Origin of the sequence: Pseudomonas sp. R76 (assembly GCF_009834565.1) — a bacterium.
Lineage (GTDB): Bacteria > Pseudomonadota > Gammaproteobacteria > Pseudomonadales > Pseudomonadaceae > Aquipseudomonas.
Genome location: NZ_CP019428.1, coordinates 4,882,267 through 4,905,283, shown reverse-complemented (window position 1 = coordinate 4,905,283; position 23,017 = coordinate 4,882,267). Strand labels below are relative to the sequence as shown.

The window sequence follows — 23,017 nt, the reverse complement described above, 5'->3', positions numbered from 1 at the left end:
TTGTGGTGTATTCGAGATCGGCTATTTGGCGGCCGACACCCGCCACACCTTATTCCCCACATCATCGGCCACCAGCAAATCCCCCTGCTGATCAATCACCACGCCCACTGGCCGGCCCATGGCTTTCTCGTCTTTGTCGAGGAACCCGGTCAGCACATCCACCGGCTGGCCTTTAGGTTGGCCCCCCTCGAACGGCACGAAGATCACCTTGTAGCCACTGTGCGGCTTGCGGTTCCACGAACCGTGCTGGCCGATAAATGCGCCGTTGCTGAACTGCGCCGGGAGTTTGCTGCCTTCGGCAAAGGTCAGGCCCAGTGATGCCGTGTGTGGCCCCACCGCGTAGTCCGGAGCGATGGCCTTGGCGACCAGGTCCGGGTTCTGCGGGGAAACGCGTACATCCACGTGCTGCCCGTAGTAACTGAACGGCCAGCCATAGAAGGCCCCATCCTTGACCGAGGTGATGTAGTCCGGCACCAGGTCGCTGCCGATCTCGTCGCGTTCATTCACCGCCGTCCACAGCTTGCCACTCTGCGGTTCCCAGGCCATGCCGTTCGGGTTGCGCAGGCCAGAGGCGAAAATGCGGTGCTGGCCAGTGGCGCGGTCGACTTCCCAGATCGCCGCGCGACCTTCTTCCGCCGCCAGGCCGTTCTCGCCGACGTTGCTGTTGGAACCGACGCTCACATACAACTTGCTGCCGTCCTTGCTGGCCACCACGTTTTTGGTCCAGTGGTGGTTGATGCTGCCGCCCGGCAAGTCGACCACCGTGGTGCCGGCTGCCTTGATCGCGGTTTCGCCCGGCTGATAAGGGAAGCGCAACAGCTTGTCCGAATCCGCCACATACAGGTCATTGCCGACCAGCGTCATGCCGAACGGCGAGTTGAGGTTCTCCAGGAACACGGTGCGGGTTTCGGCTACACCATCGTGGTCGGCATCGCGCAACAGGGTGATACGGTTCGGGCTCGGCACGCCGGCGCCGGCGCGGCCCATGACTTTCTCCATGACCCAGCCACGAATGCCCTTGGAATCATCCGGCTTGGGCGGCGCGTTGGTTTCCGCCACCAGCACATCGCCGTTGGGCAATACATACAGCCAGCGCGGGTGGTCCAGGCCTTCAGCAAACGCCGCGACCTGGGTGCCGGAGGCCGCTGTCGGCTTCGCGCCGTCAGGCCAGCCAATCGCCGGGGCGATGTTCACAGTGGGGATCAGGGTTTTGTTCGGCTCCGGCAGTTTGGGCGAAGGCCCTGTGCCGTCGGAGACCTGCAAGGTAGAGCTTTCGCCGCAGGCGGCGAGGGTGCCGGCGAGCATGATCAGTAAGGCGAGTCTGGTTTTGTGCATGGTTTTCTCCTTAATACCTGTAAGGGTAGAGAAGCGCGGCAGTCGGATGGTTCAAGTGCAAGGCCAGCTTTAATTGACGCTCCACCCCCAACCCACTAACCTTCGCGGCTTGTTCCAGGTGCTCTGTGGCCGTGTGCCGACAGAGTGAAACAGGGAAGCCGGTGAGCGAGCGCACTTGTACACAGTGCTGCCGCGATTCCGGCGCTGCCCCCGCAACGGTAAATGAGTCAAGACGGTGCCTTTTGCCACTGTATCCAGGTGATATGGGAAGGCGCGCCGTCGGCCTGTTTTCGATGAAGAGAACGCCACTCATGAGTCCGGAGACCGGCCTGGATCATCCAACAGCATCACGGTGGGCGATGCTTGGCTGTCTGTTTTTTCTTTTTCCTGCCCGCCGTTTTTGTCCAGCCCCAACGGAGAGCTGCCATGACTGATTCCCCCGACCGCGACGAACGCCATCTGGCGCGCATGCTGCGCAAAAAAGCCGTGATCGACGAGCGCATCGCCAACTCCCCGAACGAATGCGGCTTGCTGCTGGTATTGACCGGCAACGGCAAAGGCAAAAGCAGCTCGGCGTTTGGCATGCTTGCCCGCGCCATGGGCCACGGCATGCAATGCGGCGTGGTGCAGTTCATCAAGGGGCGTAACAGCACCGGCGAGGAATTGTTCTTCCGCCGCTTTCCCGAGCAAGTGCGCTTCCATGTGATGGGCGAAGGGTTCACCTGGGAAACCCAGGACCGCCAGCGCGACATCGCCGCCGCCGAAGCCGCCTGGGCGGTGTCCCGCGAGCTGCTGCAAGACCCCTCCATCGGCCTGGTGGTCCTGGATGAGCTGAACATCGCCCTCAAGCACGGTTACCTCGACCTCGACCAAGTACTCAGCGACCTGCAAGCCCGCCCGCCGATGCAGCACGTGGTGGTCACCGGCCGTGGCGCCAAGCCCGAGCTGATCGAAATGGGCGACACCGTCACCGAAATGGGTATGCTCAAGCACGCATTCCAGGCCGGTATCAAGGCACAGAAGGGCGTCGAACTTTGAATCAGCCCCGTCATTGCCCGGCCGTACTGATCGCCGCTCCGGCGTCCGGTCAGGGCAAAACCACCGTCACCGCCGCGTTGGCGCGTCTGCACCGCAACCTGGGGCGCAAGGTGCGCGTGTTCAAATGCGGGCCGGACTTCCTCGACCCGATGATTCACGAGCGCGCCAGCGGTGCGCCGGTGTATCAGTTGGACATGTGGATGGTTGGCGAGCAGGAGAGTCGGCGTTTGCTCTGGGAAGCGGCGGGCGAGGCCGACCTGATCCTGATCGAGGGCGTGATGGGTCTGTTCGACGGCACGCCCTCCAGTGCCGACCTGGCGCGGCACTTCGGCGTGCCGGTACTCGGCGTCATCGACGGCACCGCCATGGCCCAGACCTTTGGTGCGCTGGCGTTGGGCCTGGCGCGTTACCAGCCGGACCTGCCGTTCGCCGGCGTGCTGGCCAACCGCGTCGGCACCCTGCGCCATGCGCAACTGCTGGAAGGCAGCCTCACCGAAGGCCTGCGCTGGTACGGCGCGCTGTCGCGTGAAACCGGGATCGAGCTGCCCAGCCGCCACCTCGGCCTGGTACAAGCCAGCGAATTGAATGACCTCGACGTGCGTCTGGATGCCGCCGCCCAAGCCTTGGGCAGCAGTTGCGAAGTCGCCTTGCCGCCGCCGGTAACCTTCGCCGCGCCGGAAGTGATCGAAGCCGAGCCGTTGTTGGCAGGCGTGCGCATTGCCGTGGCCCGCGACGAAGCCTTCGCCTTCACCTATGGCGCCAGCCTCGACCTGCTGCGGGCGATGGGCGCCGAGTTACACTTCTTCTCGCCGATCCACGATCGCGAATTGCCTGGCGCCGACAGCCTCTATTTGCCCGGAGGTTACCCGGAACTGCATCACCAGGCGCTGTCGGAAAATACCCCGATGCTCAACGCTATCCGCGCGCACCACGCCACCGGTAAACCGCTGCTCGCCGAGTGTGGCGGCATGCTCTACCTGCTGGACTCGCTGACCGATGTCGACGGCACCCGCGCCGAGCTGGTCGGCCTGCTGCAGGGCGATGCGGTAATGCAAAAGAAACTCGCGGCGCTGGCCCTGCAAAGTGTCGAGTTGCCGGAAGGCGTGCTGCGCGGGCACACCTATCACCATTCCCTGACCAGCACCGAGTGGCAGCCGATTGCCCGTGGCCTGAGCCCGAATGGCGGGCGCGGTGCCGAGGCGGTATACCGGCAGGGGCGGATGACGGCCTCCTACGTGCACTTTTACTTTCCCTCCAACCCTACGGCGGTGGCTGCTTTGTTTGCGCCGAGCCTTGAGAGTGCTATCGCAGGCAAGCCAGCTCCCAGATCGACAGCGTTCGCAAATCAAAATGTGGGAGCGGCGGTGCGACGATTCGACTTGCCCGCCAACAAGCCATGACAGACAACGCCTTCCCCGAAGCCGAACGCCAGGCCGTCTACCGCGCCATCGCCGAACGCCGCGACATGCGCCACTTCACCGGCGGCAGCGTGGCCCCCGAGTTGCTGCAACGCCTGCTCCAGGCCGCACACCAGGCACCCAGCGTCGGCTTGATGCAGCCCTGGCGATTCATCCGCATCAGCGACCGAAACCTGCGCGGCCAAATCCAGCAATTAGTGGAAGAAGAGCGCGTACGCACCGCCGAAGCCCTGGGCGAGCGCTCCGATGAGTTCATGAAGCTCAAGGTCGAAGGCATCCACGACTGCGCCGAGGTGCTGGTCGCCGCGCTGATGGATGATCGCGAGCGCCATATTTTTGGCCGCCGCACCTTGCCGGAAATGGACATGGCGTCGCTGTCCTGTGCGATCCAGAATCTGTGGCTGGCCGCCCGCGTCGAGGGCGTTGGGATGGGCTGGGTGTCGCTGTTCGAACCGCAAGCCCTGGCCGACCTGCTGGGCTTGCCGCCCGGCGCAAAACCCCTGGCGGTGTTATGCCTCGGGCCGGTGGCGGAGTTCTACTCGGCACCGATGTTGCAACTCGAAGGCTGGACCGAACCACGGCCGCTGAGTGACATGTTGTATGAGAATGTGTGGGGAGTGAGTCAATGAGTGTGGCCTTGCTGTGTGTCGCTGCGGTGGCGCTGGATGCGCTGCTGGGCGAGCCCAGGCGCTGGCATCCGCTGGTGGCGTTCGGCAATTTTGCCGGGCGTATCGAGCAACGCTTCAACACGGGCGGGCGCGGTTGGCGCAGCCACGGCGTGACCGCGTGGTTTATCGCGGTGGTGCCGCTGACCCTGCTGGCGACTGCACTGTCATGGGCGCCGTATATCGGCTGGGTGCTGGAGATTCTGGCGCTGTACCTGGCGTTGGGCATGCGCAGTCTCGGCGAGCATGTGATTCCGGTCGCCCAAGCCCTGCGTGGCGATGATCTGGATGAGGCACGCAAGCGCGTGAGTTATCTGGTCAGCCGCCAGACCAGCGAGCTGGACCGCACCGAAGTCGCGCGCGCGGCGACCGAGTCGGTATTGGAGAATGGCAGCGACGCTGTATTTGCCGCCATTTTCTGGTTTGTCGTCGCCGGTGTGCCGGGCGTGGTGCTTTATCGCCTGAGCAACACCCTCGACGCCATGTGGGGCTATCGCAACGAGCGCTTCGAGCGCTTTGGCTGGGCGGCGGCAAAAATCGACGATGTACTCAACTACATTCCTGCGCGTCTGGTGGCATTGACCTACGCCGTGCTCGGCAAAACTCGCCTGGCGCTTAAATGCTGGCGCACCCAGGGCCCGACATGGGACAGCCCCAACGCCGGGCCGGTCATGGCGGCGGGTGCGGGCGCATTGGGGGTTGAACTGGGCGGCGCGGCGATTTATCACGGTGAGCTGCATCAGCGTCCGCAACTGGGCGAAGGCCCGGCGGCAGACGCCGACGCCATCGACCGTGGCTGGCAACTGGTGCAGCGCGGCGTATGGTTGTGGCTGTTGATCCTCTGCGCGGGGGCGCAATTTTATGCTTGAACACGGTGGCCGGCTGCGTAAGGCCGTGATTCAGTACGGGATTGCCGAGGCGGACTGGCTTGATTTGTCCAGTGGCCTCGCGCCCTGGCCGTGGCCGATCCCCGAGATCCCGCTGCGGGCCTGGGCGCGGTTGCCGGAAACCGATGACGGCCTGGAAAAGGCCGCCAGCGAGTACTACGGCGCCGCCCACGTATTGCCGGTGGCGGGTTCCCAGGCGGCAATTCAATTGCTGCCGCGTCTGCGCCGCTCCGGCAAGGTCGGCGTGTTGTCGCCGTGTTATGCCGAACACGCCGAAGCCTGGCGCCGCGCCGGTTACGTGGTGCGCGAAGTGCAGGAGCAGGAAGTCGACTTCTTTCTCGACGGCCTCGATGTGCTGGTGGTGGTCAATCCAAACAACCCCACCGGCCTCAGCCTGAGCCCGCAACGCCTGCTGGACTGGCACGCGCGGCTGGCCCAGCGCGGCGGCTGGCTGGTGGTGGACGAAGCGTTTATGGACGTGACGCCGCAGTTGAGCCTGGCCAGCCAGGCCCATCAAGTCGGCCTGATTGTGTTGCGCTCGTTCGGCAAATTCTTTGGCCTGGCCGGCGTGCGCCTGGGCTTTGTGCTGGCGGAGCGCAAGCTGCTCAAGTTGCTCGCCGAACAGCTCGGCCCTTGGGCGGTCAGTGGGCCGACGCGGGTGCTTGGCCAAGTGTGCCTGCGCGATACGGCGGGGCATGTGCAACAACGAGAGCGTTGTATCGAAGCCGGCCAGCGCTTGTTTGACCTGCTTGAGCGCCATGGTTTTCAGCCTCACGGTGGCTGCGCGTTGTTCCAGTGGCTGATCACGCCGCACGCCGAGCGCATGCACGAATTCATGGCCCAGCGCGGCATCCTGCTGCGCCTGTTTATTCACGACAGCAGCCTGCGCTTTGGCCTGCCCGACACGGAGGCGGATTGGTTGCGCCTCGATCAAGCCCTGGCCGCCTACAAGGAAGCTGCATGAGTACGCTGATGGTGCAAGGCACCACCTCCGATGCGGGCAAAAGCACCCTGGTGACTGCGTTGTGCCGCTGGCTGGTGCGCCAGGGCATCGCCGTAGTGCCATTCAAACCGCAGAACATGGCGCTCAACAGCGCCGTCACCGCTGAAGGCGGCGAGATCGGCCGCGCCCAGGCGGTGCAGGCCCAGGCCGCCAACCTGGCGCCGCACACCGACATGAACCCGGTGCTGCTCAAGCCCAACAGTGACACCGGTTCCCAGGTGATCATCCACGGCCGCGCCGTCACCAGCATGAACGCCGTGGCCTATCACGACTACAAAGCCATCGCGATGCAAGCGGTGCTGGCCTCCCACGCGCGTCTGAGCGCGGCCTACCCGGTGGTGATGGTGGAAGGTGCGGGCTCCCCGGCGGAGATCAACCTGCGCGCCAACGACATCGCCAATATGGGCTTCGCCGAGGCGGTGGATTGCCCGGTGCTGCTGATCGCCGATATCAATCGTGGGGGTGTGTTTGCCCATCTGGTCGGCACCCTCGAATTGCTGTCGCCTACGGAGCAGGCGCGGGTCAAGGGTTTCATCATCAACCGGTTTCGCGGCGATATCGCCTTGTTGCAGCCAGGGCTCGATTGGCTGGAAGCGCGCACCGGCAAACCGGTGGTCGGCGTGTTGCCCTATGTGATGGACCTGCACCTGGAGGCCGAAGACGGCATCGACCAGCGCCAGATCGACAAGGCCGCGCAAGTGCTCAAGGTGGTGGTGCCGGTGTTGCCGCGCATCAGCAACCACACGGATTTCGACCCGCTGCGCCTGCATCCGCAGGTCGACCTGCAGTTTGTCGGGCCCGGCCAGGCGATTCCGGCCGCTGACCTGATGATTCTGCCGGGCTCGAAAAGTGTACGCAGTGATTTGGCCTACCTGCGCGCCAACGGCTGGGACACGGCAGTGGCCCGGCACTTGCGCTATGGCGGCAAGGTACTGGGGATTTGCGGCGGGTTGCAGATGCTCGGTGAACACGTGCACGACCCGCTTGGGCTGGAAGGGCCTGCCGGGTCGAGTGAAGGCTTGGGCTTGCTGGCATTCAGTACGACGCTGGAAGAAGAAAAGCAGTTGCGCAATGTGCGTGGGCGCTTGTTGCTGGAGGACGCGGAGGTCAGCGGCTATGAAATCCATGCGGGTGTGACCGCCGGCAATGCCTTGTCGCGCGCCGCCGTGCTGCTCGATGACGGCCGTACTGACGGCGCCCAGAGTGAAGACGGCCAGATTCTTGGCACGTATCTGCATGGCTTGTTTGAAACGCCGGCGGCGTGCAGTGCACTGCTGCGCTGGGCTGGGCTGCAGGAGGTGCAAGAGGTGGATTACCACGCCCTGCGCGAGCGCGATATAGAGCGGTTGGCGGACCTTGTGGAGAACCATCTGGACACCGATTTGCTGCGTAAGCTGTGCGGGATCTGACGGTGTATACAAGGGTTTTGTGTGGGGGCTGGCTTGCCTGCGATGGCGGCCTGCCAGCCAACCGCTATTCATCTGATGCACCACGCCCTGAATGTGGGAGCGGCGGTGCGACGATTCGACTTGCTCGCGAATGCGGTGGGTCGGTGTACATATCCATTCCTTTGGTAACGGCCTCTTACGGTTCCGCTCTTACAGCGGCTCACTTTTTGAGGGACCAAAAAGTAAGCAAAAAGTCCTCGCCCCACCACTCGGCACCTCGCTCAGGCTCGGTGTGCCCGAACGAAGGCGTGAATCCGTGGGCCGCCGCGATGGGCCATCCTTGGCCCAGCGCGGCTAACCCGGCGTCCTGCCGGGTTACCCACGGATTCAAGCCTGCGTTCGGCCAGCGTGGTTTAACGGGGCGCTTGAGATCAAAATCAAAAGCCAGATCTACAGCCAAATCTACAGCCAGATCAAAAGCCAATCTGCTTTTCTGTGGGAGCTGGCTTGCCTGCGATGGCGGCCTGCCAGCCAACCACTATTCAACTGATACACCACGTCCTGAATGTGGGAGCGGCGGTGCGACGATTCGACTTGCTCGCGAAGGCGGTGGTTCAGTCAGCTCATTTGTAACTGACCCACCGCATTCGCGAGCAAGCCCGCTCCCACATTTGACTGTGTTCGCCTCAAATTCTTGGCCGGCCGACAAAGGTGCCTTCCCATGTATCAACTGATCCTCGGCGGTGCCCGTTCCGGCAAGAGCCGCCTCGCCGAACGGCTCGCCAGTGAGAGCGGCCTGGATGTCATCTACATTGCCACCAGCCAACCGCTGGACGGCGAGGTGACCGAGCGCGTCGCGCTGCATCGTCAGCGCCGTCCCGAGCACTGGGGGCTGGTCGAAGAGCCGGTCGAGCTCGCGCGCGTGTTGCGCGAAAACGCATCCGCCGAGCGCTGCTTGCTGGTGGATTGCCTGACGCTGTGGCTGACCAATCTGCTGATGCTCGAAGACCCGGCGCGCCTGGCGTTTGAGCGTGATCAACTGCTGGAAACCCTGGCTTCGTTGCCAGGGGAAATCATGTTTGTCAGCAACGAGACCGGTCTGGGTGTCGTGCCGCTGGGCGAATTGACTCGCCGCTATGTGGATGAAGCCGGTTGGCTGCATCAAGCCTTGGCCGAGCGGTGTCAGCGCGTTGTCCTGACCGTCGCCGGCCTGCCCTTGACTTTGAAAGGTACTGCGTTATGACTGACACCTGGTGGCTCAACCCCTGTAAAGCCGTCGATGCTTCGGCACATGCACAAGCGCTGGCTCGCCAGCAGCAACTGACCAAACCGGCCGGCTCCCTCGGCCAGTTGGAGGCCGTGGCGGTGCAGCTGGCCGGGCTGCAAGGCCAGGTCAAGCCGCTGGTGGATCACGTATGGATCGCCATTTTCGCCGGTGACCACGGCGTGGTCGCAGAAGGCGTGTCGGCATTTCCCCAGGAAGTGACCGGGCAGATGCTGCACAACTTTGTCAGTGGTGGCGCGGCCATCAGTGTGTTGGCGCGGCAGTTGAATGCGCAGCTGGAAGTCGTCGACCTTGGCACGGTCACGCCGTCGCTGAATCTGCCCGGTGTGCGTCACCTGAACATCGGCGCGGGCACGGCCAACTTCGTCAACGGCCCGGCCATGACTGAGGCCCAGGGGCGGTTGGCCCTGCAAGCCGGTCGCGACAGCGCACGCCGTGCACTGGATAACGGCGCCCAGCTGTTTATCGGTGGCGAGATGGGCATCGGCAACACCGCCGCCGCCAGCGCCTTGGCGTGCGCGTTGCTCGATTGCGCGGTGAGTGACCTGACCGGTCCGGGCACCGGTTTGAATGCCCAGGGCGTCAGCCACAAGGTGGCCGTCATCGAACGCGCGCTGGCGCTGCATGCCGGGCAACGGGGTAACGCGCTGCACACGCTGTTCAACCTCGGCGGTTTTGAAATTGCCGCGCTGGTGGGGGCGTATCTGGCCTGCGCCCAGGAAGGCATCGTGGTGCTGGTGGACGGGTTTATCTGCACGGTCGCCGCCTTGGTTGCCACGCGCCTGAACCCGGCATGCCGTGAGTGGCTGGTGTTTGGTCATCGTGGCGCCGAACCAGGCCATCGTCATGTGCTGCAAAGCCTCGACGCGCAACCGTTGCTGGAGCTGGGTCTGCGCCTGGGTGAAGGCAGCGGCGCGGCGCTGGCCGTGCCGATGTTGCGCCTGGCGTGTGCGCTGCACGGGCAGATGGCGACGTTCGCCGAAGCGGCCGTGGCAGATCGCCCGGCATGACCTTGCACCTGGACCTGCTGCGCCACGGCGAAACCGAGCTGGGCGGTGGCCTGCGCGGCAGCCTCGACGATGCGTTGACGGCCAGGGGCTGGGCGCAGATGCGCGCCGCCGTGCTGGAACAGGGGCCGTGGGACCGGTTGATCAGTTCGCCGCTGCAACGCTGCGCGCTGTTTGCCCATGAGCTGGGCGCGCGGCTGAATCTGCCGGTGAGCCTGGAAAAGGATCTGCAGGAGCTGCACTTCGGTGCATGGGAAGGGCAGAGCGCCGCAGCGCTGATGGAGACCGACGCTGAAGGGCTGGGCCGGTTCTGGGCCGATCCGTACGCTTTTACGCCGCCTGAGGGCGAGCGCGTCAGCGACTTTTCCGAGCGTGTTCTCGGCGCCGTTTCACGTCTGCATCAGGCCTATGCCGGTGAGCGTGTGTTGTTGATCAGCCACGGTGGCGTAATGCGCCTGCTGCTGGCGCAGGCGCGCGGCTTGCCTCGGGCGCAACTGCTGAATGTCGAAGTCGGCCACGGCGGGCTGTTCAGCCTGCAGGTGACAGTCGACGGCGTGTTAAAGGAAGGAATCTGACAATGTTGCCGTTCTGGATCGCCCTGCAATTTCTCAGCAGCCTGCCGATTCGTCTGCCGGGCATGCCGCAGCCTCAGGAGTTGGGGCGTTCGCTGCTGTTTTATCCGCTGGTGGGGTTGTTGTTCGGGTTGCTGTTATGGGCGCTGAATACAGCACTGATGGGCGCGCCGTTGTTGCTGCACGCCGCGTTGTTGCTGACGGCCTGGGTGCTGCTCAGTGGCGGTCTGCACCTGGACGGCCTGGCGGACAGCGCCGATGCCTGGCTCGGCGGCTTTGGCGACCGCGAGCGCACGCTGACCATCATGAAAGACCCGCGCAGCGGGCCGATTGCCGTGGTCACCCTGGGCTTGGTATTGCTGCTCAAGTTCACCGCGCTGGTGGCCTTGATCGAGCAGCACAACGGCGCGGCGCTGATTCTAGCGCCGCTGATCGGGCGGGCTTCGATGCTGGCGCTGTTCCTCACCACACGCTATGTGCGTGCAGGCGGATTGGGGCAGGCGCTGGCGGATCATCTGCCGAGGGTTGTCGGCCAGCAAGTGCTGATCCTCAGTGGCCTGGCCTGCATCCTGATCGGCGGTTTCAGTGGCGGGGTTGCCGTTTTGCTCGCGGCCCTGTGCTTTATCGGGCTGCGTCAGTTGATGGTCAATCGGCTCGGCGGCACCACTGGCGACACCGCAGGAGCCCTGCTGGAGCTGCTGGAAGTCGCGGTGTTGGTCGGCTTGGCGCTGTAACACTTTCTTGCATTTCCATAATCGCGGGTATATACACGTTCCATGCTTGCCTCCCAATGTTTATGCACCAACCTGCGACGTGCCGCCCGTGGCGTCAGCAGGCATTACGACGGCGCTCTCGACGGCTTCGGGATCAACGTCGCCCAGTATTCTTTGCTGTGTAACCTGCAGCGCCTCGACCAACCGAGCATTTCCAGCCTGGCCGAAGCCATGGGCCTGGATCGCAGCACGTTAGGGCGCAACCTGCGGGTGTTGGAAGGCGAAGGCCTGGTGCAGTTGGTTGAGGGTGACGACCTGCGCAACCGCCTGGTGCTGTTGACGGCGGCCGGCGAAGAACGCCTGGCTGCCGCCTTGCCGGCGTGGGAAGCGGCGCAGCAGAAATTAATTGACCGGTTAGGCGCCGAAAAGCGCGAAACCCTGTTGGCCTTGCTGGACGAACTCGCCTGAAAGCGGGTTTGTTCGACTACAAGCGGGTATATACCCGCGAGCGGAGAATAAGAAATGACCTCGATGTGGCGCACCAGTGGCTGGGTTCTTGTGGGGAGTGCGCTGATCCTGGCGTTGTCGTTGGGCGTGCGGCATGGCTTCGGCTTGTTCCTGGCGCCGATGAGCATGGAGTTCGGCTGGGGCCGTGAGACCTTTGCCTTCGCCATCGCCCTGCAAAACCTGATCTGGGGCCTGGCACAGCCGTTTACCGGCGCCCTGGCCGACCGTTTCGGCGCCACCAAGGCGGTATTTGTCGGCGGGGTACTTTACGCCGTGGGCCTGGTGTTGATGGGCATGTCCGACTCGGCGTGGTCGTTGTCGCTTAGCGCAGGGTTACTGATTGGCATCGGCCTGTCGGGCACGTCGTTCTCGGTCATTCTCGGTGTTGTCGGCCGCGCCGTGCCGCCGGAAAAGCGCAGCATGGCCATGGGCATCGCCAGCGCAGCAGGTTCTTTCGGCCAATTTGCCATGGTGCCGGGCACCTTGGGCCTGATCAGCTGGTTGGGCTGGTCGGCCGCCTTGCTCGCACTGGGTTTGATGGTGGCGCTGATCCTGCCGCTGGTGGCGATGCTCAAGGACAAACCGCTGCCCGTGATGGTCGGCCAGCAAACGCTGCGTGAAGCGCTGAAAGAGGCCTGCTCCCATTCCGGGTTCTGGTTGCTGGCGTTCGGCTTTTTCGTATGCGGGTTCCAGGTGGTGTTTATTGGTGTGCACCTGCCGGCGTATCTGGTGGACCAGCATCTGCCGGCCACGGTCGGCACCACGGTGCTGGCGTTGATCGGCCTGTTTAATGTGTTTGGTACGTACACGGCGGGATGGCTCGGCGGGCGCATGTCCAAGCCGCGTTTGCTCACCGGCTTGTACCTGCTGCGCGCGGTGGTGATCGTGTTGTTCCTGTGGGCGCCGGTGACCGAAGTCACGGCCTACCTGTTTGGCATGGCCATGGGCTTTTTGTGGCTGTCCACCGTGCCGCTGACCAACGGCACCGTCGCCACCTTGTTTGGCGTGCGCAACCTGTCGATGCTCGGCGGTATTGTGTTCCTGTTCCACCAGCTCGGTTCGTTCCTCGGCGGCTGGTTGGGTGGGGTGGTTTATGATCGAACCGGTAACTACGATTTGATCTGGCAGGTGGCTATTCTGCTGAGCCTGCTCGCTGCCGCGCTGAATTGGCCGGTGCGCGAGCGGCCGGTGGCGCGTTTGCAGACGCAAATGGAGGCGGCATGAGTGTGACGGTGCGCTGGCTGGCCCTTTCGGCGGGCGTGGTTTTGTTGTTGCTGGCCTGGTGGGGCTGGCAGCATGGCGGGCTGGCGTTGATGCAACTGGGTATGTCGATCTGTTAAGTTCTGTGTCTGAACTGACTCAAGGACATCCAAGATGCTGATGCGCTGGCTCGCTGTACCCGTCCTGATGGCTGTTGGCAGCGTGGCCATGGCCGCCAATTGCCCGCCGTTGCTGGAGGGCCAATTGCCCAAGTTGCGGGCCAAGGAATCCATCGATTTGTGTCAGCGCTTTGCTGGCAAGCCGCTGGTGATCGTCAATACCGCCAGCTTCTGTGGCTTTGCGCCGCAGTTCAAAGGTCTTGAAGCCTTGTATCAGCGCTACAAGGGGCAAGGGCTGGAAGTGATCGGCGTGCCGTCCGATGACTTCAAGCAGGAAGCCAAGACCGGTGAAGAGACTGCCAAGGTCTGTTACGTGAATTACGGCGTGACCTTTACGATGACCGAGCCGCAGACGGTAAAGGGGCCGGATGCGGTGCATCTGTTCAAGATCCTGGCGCAGCAGACCAGTGCGCCGAAGTGGAATTTCTATAAGTACGTGGTGGATCGCCAGGGCAAGGTGATTGCCAATTTCTCGAGTTTGACCAAGCCCGATAGCCCGGATTTGATCGAGGCGGTGGAGGCGGCGCTAGCTTCGAAGCCCTGAACGCCGGCCATTAAAAAGCCCCGCCTCCTTTTTTGGAGAGCGGGGGCTTTTTTTATACGCGTTGGATCAGAACTTGTACGTCACACCCAGGCCGAAGCCGTTGGCGCTGTTTTCGTACTTGGCGCTGTAGGACGAGCCCAGCGCGTTGACCTTGTTGACCTTGACTGGCTCTTCCTTAAGGTAGGAGTAAGCCACGTCGACGATCATGTTCGGCATTACTTCGTAGCCCAGGCCAACACTGAAAATGGTCCGGTCACCGGTAGGGATGCGTGGCGAACGGTCGGTGTTGTTGGTTGGCGACTGGTCGAAAGTCAGGCCGGTACGCAGTACCACTTGTTTGGTGACTTGGTACGAAGTACCCAAGGCATACGCCCAGGTGTCATGCCAGTTCTGTGGCTCGCTGATGGTACCCACGATCTGCGGAGCGGCAAGGCCGCCAGCTCGGGTAACGCCCTGGTTTTCGACGGTGATGTCTTTCAGGCGGCTCCAGCGAGTCCAGGTGGAACCGGCGTAGAGTTTCCAGGCATCGCTCAGGTCCTGTGTCACGGACAGGTCGTAAGACTCAGGCGTATCAATGCTCAACGACGCATCGTAGCGGCCGCTTGCCAGCAGTGGAGCCGTCAGGTTCGGTGCCGTTACTTGGGTGTGGCCTTCAAGCTTGTAGCTGACTTTGGAGTGGTAAGTCAGGCCCACGCGCGTGGTATCGGTGGCTTGTACCAGCACGCCGACGTTGAAGCCAACAGCCGTATCGTCACCTTTGATCGTGACGTTGGTATTCGGGACAGCCGGGTTTGTCGACAGAGCCAACTCAGATTCCAGCTTGCCGGAAATACGGTTGATGGTCGGGCCAAAACCGATGGAAACCCGATCGTTGAAGGCGTAGCTGACGGTTGGCTGCAAGGTGATGACCGACACTTTGCTGTAGCTGCCGAACGAGCGACCCTGGAAGCCCCTCTCATAATCGGTAACCAGGCCGAAAGGTGCATAAACACCAACGCCGACGGCCCACTGATCATTGAGTTTGTTGGTGTAGAAACCAAACGGGACCGCTGTGAAGGGCACCATGTCGCCTTTGTTACTGCCGAAAGAACGGCCGCTGGCGTTTTTGATGTCAGTCGAGGCATCGATAGCGGCTACACCACCGGTAATCTGCTGGCCTTCGAGGCGAGCCATACCGGCAGGGTTACCGTACACAGTGCTGGCGTTATCGGCAGAAGAAGAACGGCCTGCGAAACCCGTACCCATGCCCGCGACGTCTTGTTCGTTCAAGGCGAAGCCGCTTGCAAACAGTTGGGAGGAGGCCATGGTAACGGCGAGGCTAAGTGTGGTCTTGAGCATTACTTTTTTCATTATTAGAACTCCGTGGTGATCACCGCTGCGGAAAGTAACAATAAATTTAAGTTAGCGCTATAGGGCGTAATGCAGGAGATAGAGCGGTTTTGTAGGACAATCCGACCAGATTCGCGGTTTTTTGCCGAATCTTGCAAAACGCCTGATCAACAAGTGACCTGATTCATGGGTGAAACACAGGTTTGCCACGCTTGGGTGAAGTCCCGGAGCCGACCTTGAGGGTGAAATATTTCTTTCCAGATACGCGCCATGGCCAGCACATCACCCGCTGGCGGCAGGGCAGGGCGGTGTTGTTCTACCAGTAGCCAGGCGATGGCGGTGGCGTAACGCAGGTTCACGGTCAGTTCCAGCTGCGGCGCGCTGAGGAATGCATGCTGGCTGGCCAGGCCACGTACCAGGCTGGCGCGTTCGGGGTCTTGTGCGAGGTAGCCGTCCCACAGGGCGCGGTGACGAGGTTCGGTGATGCTGTAGAGGCCGTGGCCGCGCCGGTCATGCAGGGCCGAGCCGAGTTCCGACTGGCTGGCGGCAATGCCCAGCAGCAGGGCTTCGGCTGTCGGGTTATGGCGGCCGAGGTATATCAGCGTCGGCCTGATCACATAACGACACAATTCACTGGCGGCGATACCCATACAAGCCTCGATCCATGAAAGTGGTCGACGATGCCTGAGAGGGGGCTTGGCAGCTGTGAATCGGATCTCAGGCTCGTCGCAAGCGGATCATGCCGCTTGAGTTGAAGTGTAGTGTCATATTTACGATGTAAAGGATTGTTTTTAAAACATCTTCTTCATTTAGTTATAACGTTTATATCGTTTTGACCTTAAGTCATTGCCTGTGCTTAAACGCCAGGCAATAAAAAACCCTGCGTTTTAAGCAGGGTTTTTTGTGTTTCAGCGACTCGGGTCGATCAGGCAATCAATGCCTGACGGGTACGCTCGATCACGGCCTGCAGCGGCTCTGCGCTGGAGTATTGATCGGGGTACAGGCGTTCGCTGTGACGCGCGATGCCGTGTTCGTTGACCAGGGTGAAGCTGAAGCAGCCTTTGCGAGCGGCCATGATCAGGCAGTTCATTGGTGCAAAAGCGTTGGTGAGGGTGCGAATGGCATCCTGAGTGTGGATTTGAGTGGACATATTATTGGTGTTCCTACAAATGACACGGATAAGAACCGTGCAACGTTAAAACGTTCCAGTAACGTTGATCACCATTGATCAAACGAAGAACCCGACTGGAACAAAGCAGCCAGTTTGAAGCGCTAATAAGTTAGGCGCGCTTGGGCTGGCAGGTAGGTACTTAGGAGGGCAGGCAACACGACAAGGGCAAAGGTTCTGGGCCCGGGGTGAAGATCCTGATCAATTTGCAGGTTGGTTCGGTCAGAGTATTTAAACTTCGCGACACCCTTTGCTTGTTCAAAGGCAGTGTCGTCACAAGGAATACCTGGAAACCATCGAGGTGGTCGATCCCGTGTTGTTCAGGGGAGTTGTTCGACCAGAATTGACTTTCAGCTTGGTACTAACGCCGCGGATAGTAACGGATTGAAACACGGAAGGGAAGTGTGATAGCCAAAAAACCTTGATCAGGCGCCCAGCAACCCGCGATAGACCAGCACTGTAACCGCCGCCGCCAGTGAGCAACCCAGCCCGTAGGCCGCCAGGGTGAGGCGCAAGGAGCGGCCGGTCTCGATCACTTTGATCACGTCGCGCATGTCATTGATCCGACCTTCACCCAGTTCGATGCACAGGCTCACGGCGGTAAACGCTGCCGACAGCAGGATGGCGATGGCAAACAAAGCACCGTCGGGCGAGGGCAGCGCTGCATTGATACCCAGCGAGGTCGCGCAGATAGCCAGCAACAACACGGCGAATAAGAGGATTCCTTTCATCGAGCCTTTCGAGGTTGCGTGGAGGTAGGGCAGTGTGGCGAGCCGGGGCTGAGTTGAAAAGTCCCCGGCCTGGACCTCCGGTAACATTTTTCAGACGTGTAGGCGCAAAAAATCTCGGCGATATAACCAGCGGATGGGTACTTGTGCACATTAGTTGCGAGGTGTGTAACCACTCTGATCCCGGCCCGGAAGCAGCGCCGTTTGCCTGTAATGAAAATTTAAGTCAATGAAAAATATCGCTTTTTTTTATTGGTGAAAAAATCGTCAGTTTGACTGCGGCCCCCGTTCCATGGGCCTTTGCGCGAGTTAAAGGCGGGTTGTCCACTGAGTTATCCACAGCTTCTGTGGATTGTCCCAAGCGCTTGCTCTAGAACGGGCGTGCACGGATTTTTCAGCTTTACCTGTAGGAAAAAAAGAGTAGAGTGGCGCGCCTTCCGTTCTGTCCCGCAGTGCTTTATGAAGTTTCGCTCAGTATCACCTTCTGTTACCGACACCCCTCAGACTGTTACCGCACCCAAGCGTTTTTCCTTGAAAGTTGCCTTGTGGCTGCTCGACAGCCCGCGCCTGGGGCACAGCACCAACGTCAAGCACTTCGCCGGGCGCTTGCTCAAGCAGCCGGCTCGTGAAGGTGTGGTGGCTGCGCAGAGCCGCCTGGGCCAGTTAATGTGCCGTGAGTGCGGCAATGCCCGCGACCGTCGCATCGGCCATGACCTGCTGCGTCTGGCCGCGCGTGCCGGCGACCGCCGCGCCCAACGCGAACTGGGCCAGGTCGAAGACTGAGCTGTCCTCCAGCCCTGTGCTTGGTTAACCTTGGTCTTTTTCGGTGATGGCAGAAATGGCGATGGCTTTTGACTGGACCAGTATTGCCTTGGGCGTCGCTGGCGCTGCAGTGCCTTTATTGGCCGTGTGCTGGCAGATTCAACGGCGGTTGAGCGCGCGCATGACCGGCTGGGAGCTGCTCGAAGAGCGCCTGGCCACCGCGCAGCTGGCCCAGGAAGGGCTGGCCGCGCAACTCGACGCCAGCCGCGACGAGATCAGCGACCTAAGCCAGGCCAACGCCGCCAAACAAGCTGACTTGGCGGCCGTGCGCCGTGAAGTCGAACTGCTGCAGATCGACCGCGATAACGCCCGCGACGCCGCCCATGCCTGGAACCTAGACCGCAGCGCCAAGGACACCGAGCTACGCCGTCTCGACGCGCTGTCGGCTGCACTGCGCGCTGAACTGCGCGAGCAACAGGACAGCCATCAACAGCGCCTTGCCGACCTGCAAGGCTCGCGGGACGAGCTGCGCGCGCAATTCGCCGAGCTGGCAGGGAAGATTTTCGACGAACGTGAACAGCGCTTTGCCGAAACCAGCCAGGAACGCCTCGGCCAGTTGCTCGACCCACTCAAGGAACGTATCCAGTCCTTCGAAAAGCGCGTGGAAGAAAGCTACCAGAATGAAGCGCGTGAGCGCTTTTCCCTGGCCAAGGAGCTTGAACGCCTGCAGCAACTGAACCTGCGTCTGTCGGACGAAGCCACCAACCTCACCCGTGCGCTCAAGGGCCAGAAAACCCAGGGTAACTGGGGCGAGTTGATCCTTGAACGTGTACTGGAACATGCCGGGCTGGAGAAGGGCCGCGAGTACCAGACTCAAGTCAGCCTCAAAGGCCCGGACGGCGAGCGCTTCCAGCCGGACGTGCTGATCATGTTGCCCGGCGACAAACAGGTGGTGGTCGACTCCAAGGTCAGCCTGACGGCCTATCAGCAATACGTGGCGGCAGACGATGACGTGATTGGCCAGGCTGCCCTGAAGCAGCACGTGCTGTCCTTGCGTAATCATGTCAAAGGTCTGGCCGGCAAGGACTACAAGCGCCTGGAAGGCCTGCACAGCCTGGATTTCGTGTTGTTGTTCGTGCCGATAGAAGCCGCATTTTCCGCCGCGTTGCAGGCCGAACCGAACCTGTTCCAGGAGGCGTTCGACCGCCATATCGTCATCGTCAGCCCCACGACCTTGCTCGCCACCCTGCGGGTTATCGACAGCCTGTGGAAGCAGGAACGCCAGAGCCAGAACGCGCGGGAAATTGCCGAGCGTGCCGGCTGGCTCTATGACAAGTTCGTGCTGTTTATCCAGGACCTGGATGAGGTGGGCAACCGCCTGCAGCAGTTGGATAAGGCTTACAGCGCGGCGCGAAACAAGCTGACGGATGGGCGTGGAAACCTGGTCAGTCGTACCGAGCAGTTAAGGTTGCTGGGCGCGCGTGCGAGTAAAAGCCTGCCGGCGGATTTGCTCGAGCGGGCGATGACCGATTCGGATGGCGTGGCGCATCTACCTGAATAAACGCAGTCCGAAATGTGGGAGCGGGCTTGCTCGCGAATGCGCAGTGTCAGGCGACGTATTTAGTGGCTGACACACTGCTTTCGCGAGCAAGCCCGCTCCCACATTTTTAACTGAGTTCAGCCGAATTACAGTGGCAAATGCCGACTCAACAACGCCCGCAACGCCGCCGGCTTCACCGGCTTGGCCAAATAATCCAACCCTGCCGCATGCACCTCGGCCACCATCTCCGGACGCCCATCGGCGCTGATCACCACGCCGGGAATCGGCTCCGCCAATTGCGCGCGCAGCCAGCCCATCAACTCGGTGCCGGTTTCGCCATGGTCCAGGTGGTAATCCACCAGCGCCAGTTGCGGGCGCACGCCCTCGGCCAACAGTGCCGCGCATTGCGCCTGGTCGGTGGCGGTCCACACCTCGCAACCCCAGCGGGTGAGCAGGCTGCGCATGCCGATCAGGATGCTTTCTTCATTGTCCACGCACAGCACCTGCGCCCCGCTCAACGCCAGCCCGTTGTCTGGCGTCGGCTTGGCTTTCGGGCTGGCCTGGTTACGCGCCAAAGGCACGCGCACGCTGAACACGCTGCCTTTGCCCGGCCACGAACGCACGCTCAGGCGGTGGCCGAGTACCCGGCACAAGCCGTCGGCGATCGCCAGGCCCAGGCCCAGACCTTTTTCGGCGCGGGTCTGGTGGCTGTCGAGGCGTTTGAACTCTTCGAAGATCACCTGCTGTTTATCCAGCGGGATGCCCGGGCCACGGTCCCAGACTTCCAGGCACAATTCACCCTGGCGCCGGCGTACGCCAAGCAGTACTGGGCCGTCGGCATAGCGGAAGGCGTTGGTGAGAAAATTCTGCAGGATGCGCCGCAGCAACTTGATGTCACTGTCCACCCGCAAGCGGCTACCACGCAGGCGGAAACGCAGGCCTTGCTCGTGGGCCAGGGCCTTGAATTCGGCGCCGAGGGTGTCGAACAGCTCGTTGAGGACGAAAGGCTGGCGTTGTGGGTTGATCTTGCCGTTTTCCAGGCGCGAAATATCCAACAGGTCGCTGATCAGGTCTTCGGCGGAGCGCAGCGAGCTGTCCAGGTGCTGCACCAACTGCCGGGCTTCGCTGGACAGGCCGTCGTTCTGGTGGGAGAGGGCCGCTGAGAACAGCCGCGCCGCGTTTAGCGGTTGCATCAGGTCATGGCTTACCGCAGCCAGGAAGCGCGTCTTCGACTGGCTGGCGGATTCGGCCACGCCTTTGGCGTCGGTGAGCGCCACATTCAGTTGCGACAGTTCATGGGTGCGCTCGGTCACCCGTTGTTCCAGGCCCTCGTTGGCCTCAGTCAGCGCCTGCTCGGCTTCACGGAAGGCGGTGATGTCGGTGAAGCTCATGACAAATCCGCCACCGGGCATCGGATTGCCGATCAGCTCGATCACGCGGCCATTTGGAAACAGCCGTTCGGAGGTGTGCGCGCGGCCCTGACGCATCCAATGCAGGCGTCGCGCCACGTGCACTTCGGCCTCACCCGGCCCGCACAGGCCGCGCTCGGCGTTGTAGCGAATGATGTCGGCAATCGGCCGGCCCACGCTGATCAAGCCGTCGGGGTAGTTGAACAGCTCCAGGTAACGCCGGTTCCAGGCCACCAACTTCAGCGACTGGTCGACCACGCTGATGCCCTGGGTGATGTTTTCGATCGCGCCTTGCAGCAACGCGCGGTTGAACTGCAGCACTTCAGAGGCTTCGTCGGCGATGCGTACGACGTCCTCCAGCTGCATTTCCCGCCCTTCAATCGCCGCTTTAACCACGGCACGCGTCGAAGAAGCGCCGAGCACGCCGGCCAACAGGCGTTCGGTGTGGGCGATCCAATCGTTATCGGCATTCTGGTTGGGGTTAAAGCCTTTGCCTTGGCGATAGGCGAAGCGGATAAAGCTCTGCTGGGCACGTTCTTCGCCGACAAAACGCGCCGCCAGGCTGAGCAGGTCGCTGATCTGTACCGACAACATCGAGCGCGCGCTGGCGCGTTGGCTGATTTCCTGGCCAATAAAGCGTCCGGCCTGCCAGTGCTCGGACACCCGTGTGCGCGATAGCATCGAGACCCACACGAACAGCGTGAAGTTACCCGCCAGCGAGAACACCGTGCCAAGGGTCAGCGAGGTGACGGCGAAGCCAAACGGGTGCGAATGCAGCCACGTCAGACCGGGGAAAAGGCTCAGCGACCAGCCCAGGCTTTTCGCCGTAACCGGTAGGACCAAGGTGTAGAACCACAAGAATGTGCCCGCCGCCAACCCGGCAAATACCCCGCGCCTGTTAGCCTGCTTCCAGTACAGCGCGCCGAGCATCGCCGGGGCCAGTTGGGTGACCGCCGCAAACGCAATCTGGCCGATGGTCGCCAGGCTCGCGGTGGAACCGAGCAGCCGGTAACTCACGTAGGCCAGCAACAGGATGATCACGATGCTGACCCGGCGCACCGACAGCATCCAGTGGCGGAACACTTCGAATGGCCGCTCGGCGCTGGAGCGCCGCAGCAGCCACGGCAGCAACATGTCGTTGGAGACCATGGTCGACAAGGCAATGCTGGCGACAATCACCATGCCAGTCGCCGCCGATGCACCGCCGATAAACGCCAGCACCGCGAGGGCCGGATGCGCTTCGGCCATGGGCAGGCTGATCACGTAGGAATCCGGCAATACGGAGCCTGGCAAAAGCATTTTGCCGCCGAGGGCGATAGGAATCACAAACAGTGCCGCGAGGATCAAGTAGGCCGGGAACACCCACTTGGCCAGGCGCAAATCCTGCGGGTCGATGTTCTCCACCACGGTCACATGGAACTGCCGGGGCAGGCAGATAATCGCCATCATCGCCACGCCGGTTTGCACCACCATCGATGGCCAGTTGATGGTTTCTTTCCAGTATTCCTCAAGGCGCGGCGCCAGCATCGCCTGGCTGAACAAGTCACCGAAACCGTCGTACAAGCCGTAGGTCACGAACGCACCGACGGCGAGAAAGGCGAACAGCTTGACCAGCGATTCAAACGCAATCGCCAGCACCATGCCACGGTGGTGTTCAGTGGCGTCGAGGTTGCGTGTGCCAAACACAATGGTGAACAGCGCGAGCACCAGCGACACGATAAGCGCGGTGTCCTGGGCGCGGGTGCCGGTGGTGTCGGGGCCGGAGCCGATCAACAGGTTCACGCCCAGCACGATGCCTTTGAGTTGCAGGGCGATGTAGGGCAGCACGCCGACCAGGCAGATCAGCGCCACCACCACTGCCAGGGATTGGGATTTGCCGTAGCGCGCGGCGATAAAGTCGGCGATAGAGGTGATGTTTTCCTGCTTGCTGATCAGAATCATCTTCTGCAGCACCCAAGGTGCCAACACCAGCAACAGTACCGGTCCGAGGTAAATCGGTAAAAAGGCCCACAGTTGTTCGGCGGCCTGGCCTACGGCGCCGAAGAAGGTCCAGCTGGTGCAGTAAACGGCCAGCGACAGGCTATACACCCACGCACGCACCCGTGGCGGCAGCGGCGCGTGGCGGCGGTCCCCGTAAAAGGCGATGGCAAACATAATGGCCATATAGGCCAGGGCAACGGCGGCGATCAGCCCGCTGGACAGCGTCATGGTAACTCCGAGCATAAGAACACCCAGGCATTCCGGGCCCGGTGGCACAGTCTCGCATGATGCTTGGGGTTAGTCAGTGTCGACCAAGGTCGTGTGCAGGATCTGGCGTGTATGGCTACTGGCTTTTGTGGG

At 62.0% G+C, this 23,017-nt stretch carries 22 protein-coding genes and 1 riboswitch; of the genes, 15 read left to right on the top strand and 7 right to left on the bottom strand.

What is annotated here, in order from left to right:
• Nucleotides 1-21 precede the first annotated feature (21 nt).
• Nucleotides 22-1,335, bottom strand: a complete 1,314-nt coding sequence (locus tag PspR76_RS22045; protein ID WP_159958704.1) for a PQQ-dependent sugar dehydrogenase — start codon at nucleotides 1,333-1,335, stop codon at nucleotides 22-24.
• 99 nt (nucleotides 1,336-1,434) lie between these two features.
• Nucleotides 1,435-1,682, top strand: a riboswitch (cobalamin riboswitch).
• A gap of 79 nt (nucleotides 1,683-1,761) precedes the next feature.
• Between PspR76_RS22045 and cobO the strand changes: the two genes are divergently transcribed.
• From cobO to PspR76_RS22015, 6 genes are read left to right on the top strand one after another with little or no spacing between them, the layout of a single operon-like run.
• The gene (gene cobO, locus PspR76_RS22040) at nucleotides 1,762-2,373 is read left to right on the top strand and encodes a cob(I)yrinic acid a,c-diamide adenosyltransferase (RefSeq protein ID WP_010208674.1); all 612 of its coding nucleotides are present in this window, start codon (nucleotides 1,762-1,764) and stop codon (nucleotides 2,371-2,373) included.
• Nucleotides 2,370-3,773, top strand: a complete 1,404-nt coding sequence (locus PspR76_RS22035) for a cobyrinate a,c-diamide synthase (protein WP_159958702.1) — start codon at nucleotides 2,370-2,372, stop codon at nucleotides 3,771-3,773. Before cobO ends, PspR76_RS22035 begins: the two co-directional genes overlap by 4 nt.
• Nucleotides 3,770-4,420, top strand: a complete 651-nt coding sequence (bluB, locus tag PspR76_RS22030) for a 5,6-dimethylbenzimidazole synthase (protein WP_159958700.1) — start codon at nucleotides 3,770-3,772, stop codon at nucleotides 4,418-4,420. Before PspR76_RS22035 ends, bluB begins: the two co-directional genes overlap by 4 nt.
• A complete protein-coding gene (gene cbiB, locus PspR76_RS22025) occupies nucleotides 4,417-5,325 on the top strand; it encodes an adenosylcobinamide-phosphate synthase CbiB (RefSeq protein ID WP_159958698.1) in 909 nt (302 codons plus the stop codon). Before bluB ends, cbiB begins: the two co-directional genes overlap by 4 nt.
• Complete coding sequence (gene cobD / locus PspR76_RS22020; RefSeq protein ID WP_159958696.1) at nucleotides 5,318-6,307, top strand: threonine-phosphate decarboxylase CobD; 990 nt, start codon at nucleotides 5,318-5,320, stop codon at nucleotides 6,305-6,307. The genes cbiB and cobD overlap by 8 nt, the downstream gene beginning before the upstream one ends.
• Entirely contained in the window at nucleotides 6,304-7,755 is a 1,452-nt protein-coding gene (locus tag PspR76_RS22015) for a cobyric acid synthase (protein WP_159958694.1), read from the top strand. Before cobD ends, PspR76_RS22015 begins: the two co-directional genes overlap by 4 nt.
• A gap of 199 nt (nucleotides 7,756-7,954) precedes the next feature.
• Here the strand turns inward: PspR76_RS22015 and PspR76_RS22010 are convergent, their stop codons facing one another.
• On the bottom strand, nucleotides 7,955-8,218 hold the full coding sequence (locus PspR76_RS22010) for a hypothetical protein (protein ID WP_159958692.1): 264 nt from the start codon (nucleotides 8,216-8,218) through the stop codon (nucleotides 7,955-7,957).
• Between the two features lie 237 nt (nucleotides 8,219-8,455).
• Between PspR76_RS22010 and cobU the strand changes: the two genes are divergently transcribed.
• The 7 genes from cobU (at nucleotide 8,456) to PspR76_RS21975 (ending at nucleotide 13,741) form a co-directional block, all read left to right on the top strand.
• On the top strand, nucleotides 8,456-8,977 hold the full coding sequence (gene cobU, locus PspR76_RS22005) for a bifunctional adenosylcobinamide kinase/adenosylcobinamide-phosphate guanylyltransferase (RefSeq protein WP_159958690.1): 522 nt from the start codon (nucleotides 8,456-8,458) through the stop codon (nucleotides 8,975-8,977).
• Complete coding sequence (cobT, locus tag PspR76_RS22000; protein WP_159958688.1) at nucleotides 8,974-10,029, top strand: nicotinate-nucleotide--dimethylbenzimidazole phosphoribosyltransferase; 1,056 nt, start codon at nucleotides 8,974-8,976, stop codon at nucleotides 10,027-10,029. Before cobU ends, cobT begins: the two co-directional genes overlap by 4 nt.
• Nucleotides 10,026-10,601, top strand: coding sequence for an alpha-ribazole phosphatase family protein (gene cobC / locus PspR76_RS21995; protein WP_159958686.1), 576 nt, complete (start codon nucleotides 10,026-10,028; stop codon nucleotides 10,599-10,601). Before cobT ends, cobC begins: the two co-directional genes overlap by 4 nt.
• A 2-nt stretch (nucleotides 10,602-10,603) precedes the next feature.
• Complete coding sequence (locus tag PspR76_RS21990) at nucleotides 10,604-11,332, top strand: adenosylcobinamide-GDP ribazoletransferase (protein ID WP_159958684.1); 729 nt, start codon at nucleotides 10,604-10,606, stop codon at nucleotides 11,330-11,332.
• A 42-nt stretch (nucleotides 11,333-11,374) separates the two neighbouring features.
• Entirely contained in the window at nucleotides 11,375-11,779 is a 405-nt protein-coding gene (locus PspR76_RS21985; RefSeq protein ID WP_017734645.1) for a MarR family winged helix-turn-helix transcriptional regulator, read from the top strand.
• A 54-nt stretch (nucleotides 11,780-11,833) separates the two neighbouring features.
• Nucleotides 11,834-13,042 carry an MFS transporter gene (locus PspR76_RS21980; RefSeq protein WP_159958682.1) on the top strand — a complete coding sequence of 403 codons (1,209 nt, stop codon included), beginning with the start codon at nucleotides 11,834-11,836 and terminating at the stop codon, nucleotides 13,040-13,042.
• 150 nt (nucleotides 13,043-13,192) lie between these two features.
• Nucleotides 13,193-13,741, top strand: coding sequence for a glutathione peroxidase (locus PspR76_RS21975; RefSeq protein WP_159958680.1), 549 nt, complete (start codon nucleotides 13,193-13,195; stop codon nucleotides 13,739-13,741).
• Between the two features lie 66 nt (nucleotides 13,742-13,807).
• Here the strand turns inward: PspR76_RS21975 and PspR76_RS21970 are convergent, their stop codons facing one another.
• The 4 genes from PspR76_RS21970 to PspR76_RS21955 all read right to left on the bottom strand — a co-directional run bounded on the left by PspR76_RS21970 (nucleotide 13,808) and on the right by PspR76_RS21955 (nucleotide 16,969).
• Complete coding sequence (locus PspR76_RS21970) at nucleotides 13,808-15,091, bottom strand: OmpP1/FadL family transporter (RefSeq protein WP_159958678.1); 1,284 nt, start codon at nucleotides 15,089-15,091, stop codon at nucleotides 13,808-13,810.
• Between the two features lie 146 nt (nucleotides 15,092-15,237).
• Entirely contained in the window at nucleotides 15,238-15,720 is a 483-nt protein-coding gene (locus tag PspR76_RS21965; protein ID WP_159958676.1) for a hypothetical protein, read from the bottom strand.
• Nucleotides 15,721-15,995: 275 nt separating this feature from the next.
• The gene (locus tag PspR76_RS21960) at nucleotides 15,996-16,220 is read right to left on the bottom strand and encodes a hypothetical protein (protein WP_019407963.1); all 225 of its coding nucleotides are present in this window, start codon (nucleotides 16,218-16,220) and stop codon (nucleotides 15,996-15,998) included.
• 443 nt (nucleotides 16,221-16,663) lie between these two features.
• Complete coding sequence (locus PspR76_RS21955) at nucleotides 16,664-16,969, bottom strand: hypothetical protein (protein ID WP_159958674.1); 306 nt, start codon at nucleotides 16,967-16,969, stop codon at nucleotides 16,664-16,666.
• A gap of 456 nt (nucleotides 16,970-17,425) precedes the next feature.
• Between PspR76_RS21955 and PspR76_RS21950 the strand changes: the two genes are divergently transcribed.
• Together PspR76_RS21950 and rmuC are read left to right on the top strand one after the other, a co-directional pair.
• On the top strand, nucleotides 17,426-17,749 hold the full coding sequence (locus PspR76_RS21950; RefSeq protein ID WP_043293316.1) for a hypothetical protein: 324 nt from the start codon (nucleotides 17,426-17,428) through the stop codon (nucleotides 17,747-17,749).
• Nucleotides 17,750-17,810: 61 nt separating this feature from the next.
• Nucleotides 17,811-19,289 carry a DNA recombination protein RmuC gene (rmuC, locus tag PspR76_RS21945; protein WP_159958672.1) on the top strand — a complete coding sequence of 493 codons (1,479 nt, stop codon included), beginning with the start codon at nucleotides 17,811-17,813 and terminating at the stop codon, nucleotides 19,287-19,289.
• Between the two features lie 125 nt (nucleotides 19,290-19,414).
• Here the strand turns inward: rmuC and PspR76_RS21940 are convergent, their stop codons facing one another.
• The gene (locus PspR76_RS21940) at nucleotides 19,415-22,885 is read right to left on the bottom strand and encodes a hybrid sensor histidine kinase/response regulator (protein WP_159958670.1); all 3,471 of its coding nucleotides are present in this window, start codon (nucleotides 22,883-22,885) and stop codon (nucleotides 19,415-19,417) included.
• Between the last annotated feature and the right edge of the window lie 132 nt (nucleotides 22,886-23,017).

Excerpts from the sequence above, each read along its gene's own strand:
- cobD (WP_159958696.1), top strand. The coding sequence starts at position 5,318 with ATGCTTGAACACGGTGGCCGGCTGCGTAAGGCCGTGATTCAGTACGGG.
- PspR76_RS21955 (WP_159958674.1), bottom strand. The coding sequence starts at position 16,969 with ATGAAAGGAATCCTCTTATTCGCCGTGTTGTTGCTGGCTATCTGCGCG.
- PspR76_RS21960 (WP_019407963.1), bottom strand. The coding sequence starts at position 16,220 with ATGTCCACTCAAATCCACACTCAGGATGCCATTCGCACCCTCACCAAC.
- PspR76_RS21990 (WP_159958684.1), top strand. The coding sequence starts at position 10,604 with ATGTTGCCGTTCTGGATCGCCCTGCAATTTCTCAGCAGCCTGCCGATT.
- cobO (WP_010208674.1), top strand. The coding sequence starts at position 1,762 with ATGACTGATTCCCCCGACCGCGACGAACGCCATCTGGCGCGCATGCTG.
- PspR76_RS21970 (WP_159958678.1), bottom strand. The coding sequence starts at position 15,091 with ATGAAAAAAGTAATGCTCAAGACCACACTTAGCCTCGCCGTTACCATG.
- PspR76_RS21950 (WP_043293316.1), top strand. The coding sequence starts at position 17,426 with ATGAAGTTTCGCTCAGTATCACCTTCTGTTACCGACACCCCTCAGACT.
- PspR76_RS22015 (WP_159958694.1), top strand. The coding sequence starts at position 6,304 with ATGAGTACGCTGATGGTGCAAGGCACCACCTCCGATGCGGGCAAAAGC.
- PspR76_RS21985 (WP_017734645.1), top strand. The coding sequence starts at position 11,375 with ATGCTTGCCTCCCAATGTTTATGCACCAACCTGCGACGTGCCGCCCGT.
- PspR76_RS21940 (WP_159958670.1), bottom strand. The coding sequence starts at position 22,885 with ATGACGCTGTCCAGCGGGCTGATCGCCGCCGTTGCCCTGGCCTATATG.
- PspR76_RS22045 (WP_159958704.1), bottom strand. The coding sequence starts at position 1,335 with ATGCACAAAACCAGACTCGCCTTACTGATCATGCTCGCCGGCACCCTC.
- PspR76_RS21980 (WP_159958682.1), top strand. The coding sequence starts at position 11,834 with ATGACCTCGATGTGGCGCACCAGTGGCTGGGTTCTTGTGGGGAGTGCG.
- cbiB (WP_159958698.1), top strand. The coding sequence starts at position 4,417 with ATGAGTGTGGCCTTGCTGTGTGTCGCTGCGGTGGCGCTGGATGCGCTG.
- PspR76_RS21965 (WP_159958676.1), bottom strand. The coding sequence starts at position 15,720 with ATGGGTATCGCCGCCAGTGAATTGTGTCGTTATGTGATCAGGCCGACG.
- bluB (WP_159958700.1), top strand. The coding sequence starts at position 3,770 with ATGACAGACAACGCCTTCCCCGAAGCCGAACGCCAGGCCGTCTACCGC.
- cobC (WP_159958686.1), top strand. The coding sequence starts at position 10,026 with ATGACCTTGCACCTGGACCTGCTGCGCCACGGCGAAACCGAGCTGGGC.
- cobU (WP_159958690.1), top strand. The coding sequence starts at position 8,456 with ATGTATCAACTGATCCTCGGCGGTGCCCGTTCCGGCAAGAGCCGCCTC.
- cobT (WP_159958688.1), top strand. The coding sequence starts at position 8,974 with ATGACTGACACCTGGTGGCTCAACCCCTGTAAAGCCGTCGATGCTTCG.
- rmuC (WP_159958672.1), top strand. The coding sequence starts at position 17,811 with ATGGCTTTTGACTGGACCAGTATTGCCTTGGGCGTCGCTGGCGCTGCA.
- PspR76_RS21975 (WP_159958680.1), top strand. The coding sequence starts at position 13,193 with ATGCTGATGCGCTGGCTCGCTGTACCCGTCCTGATGGCTGTTGGCAGC.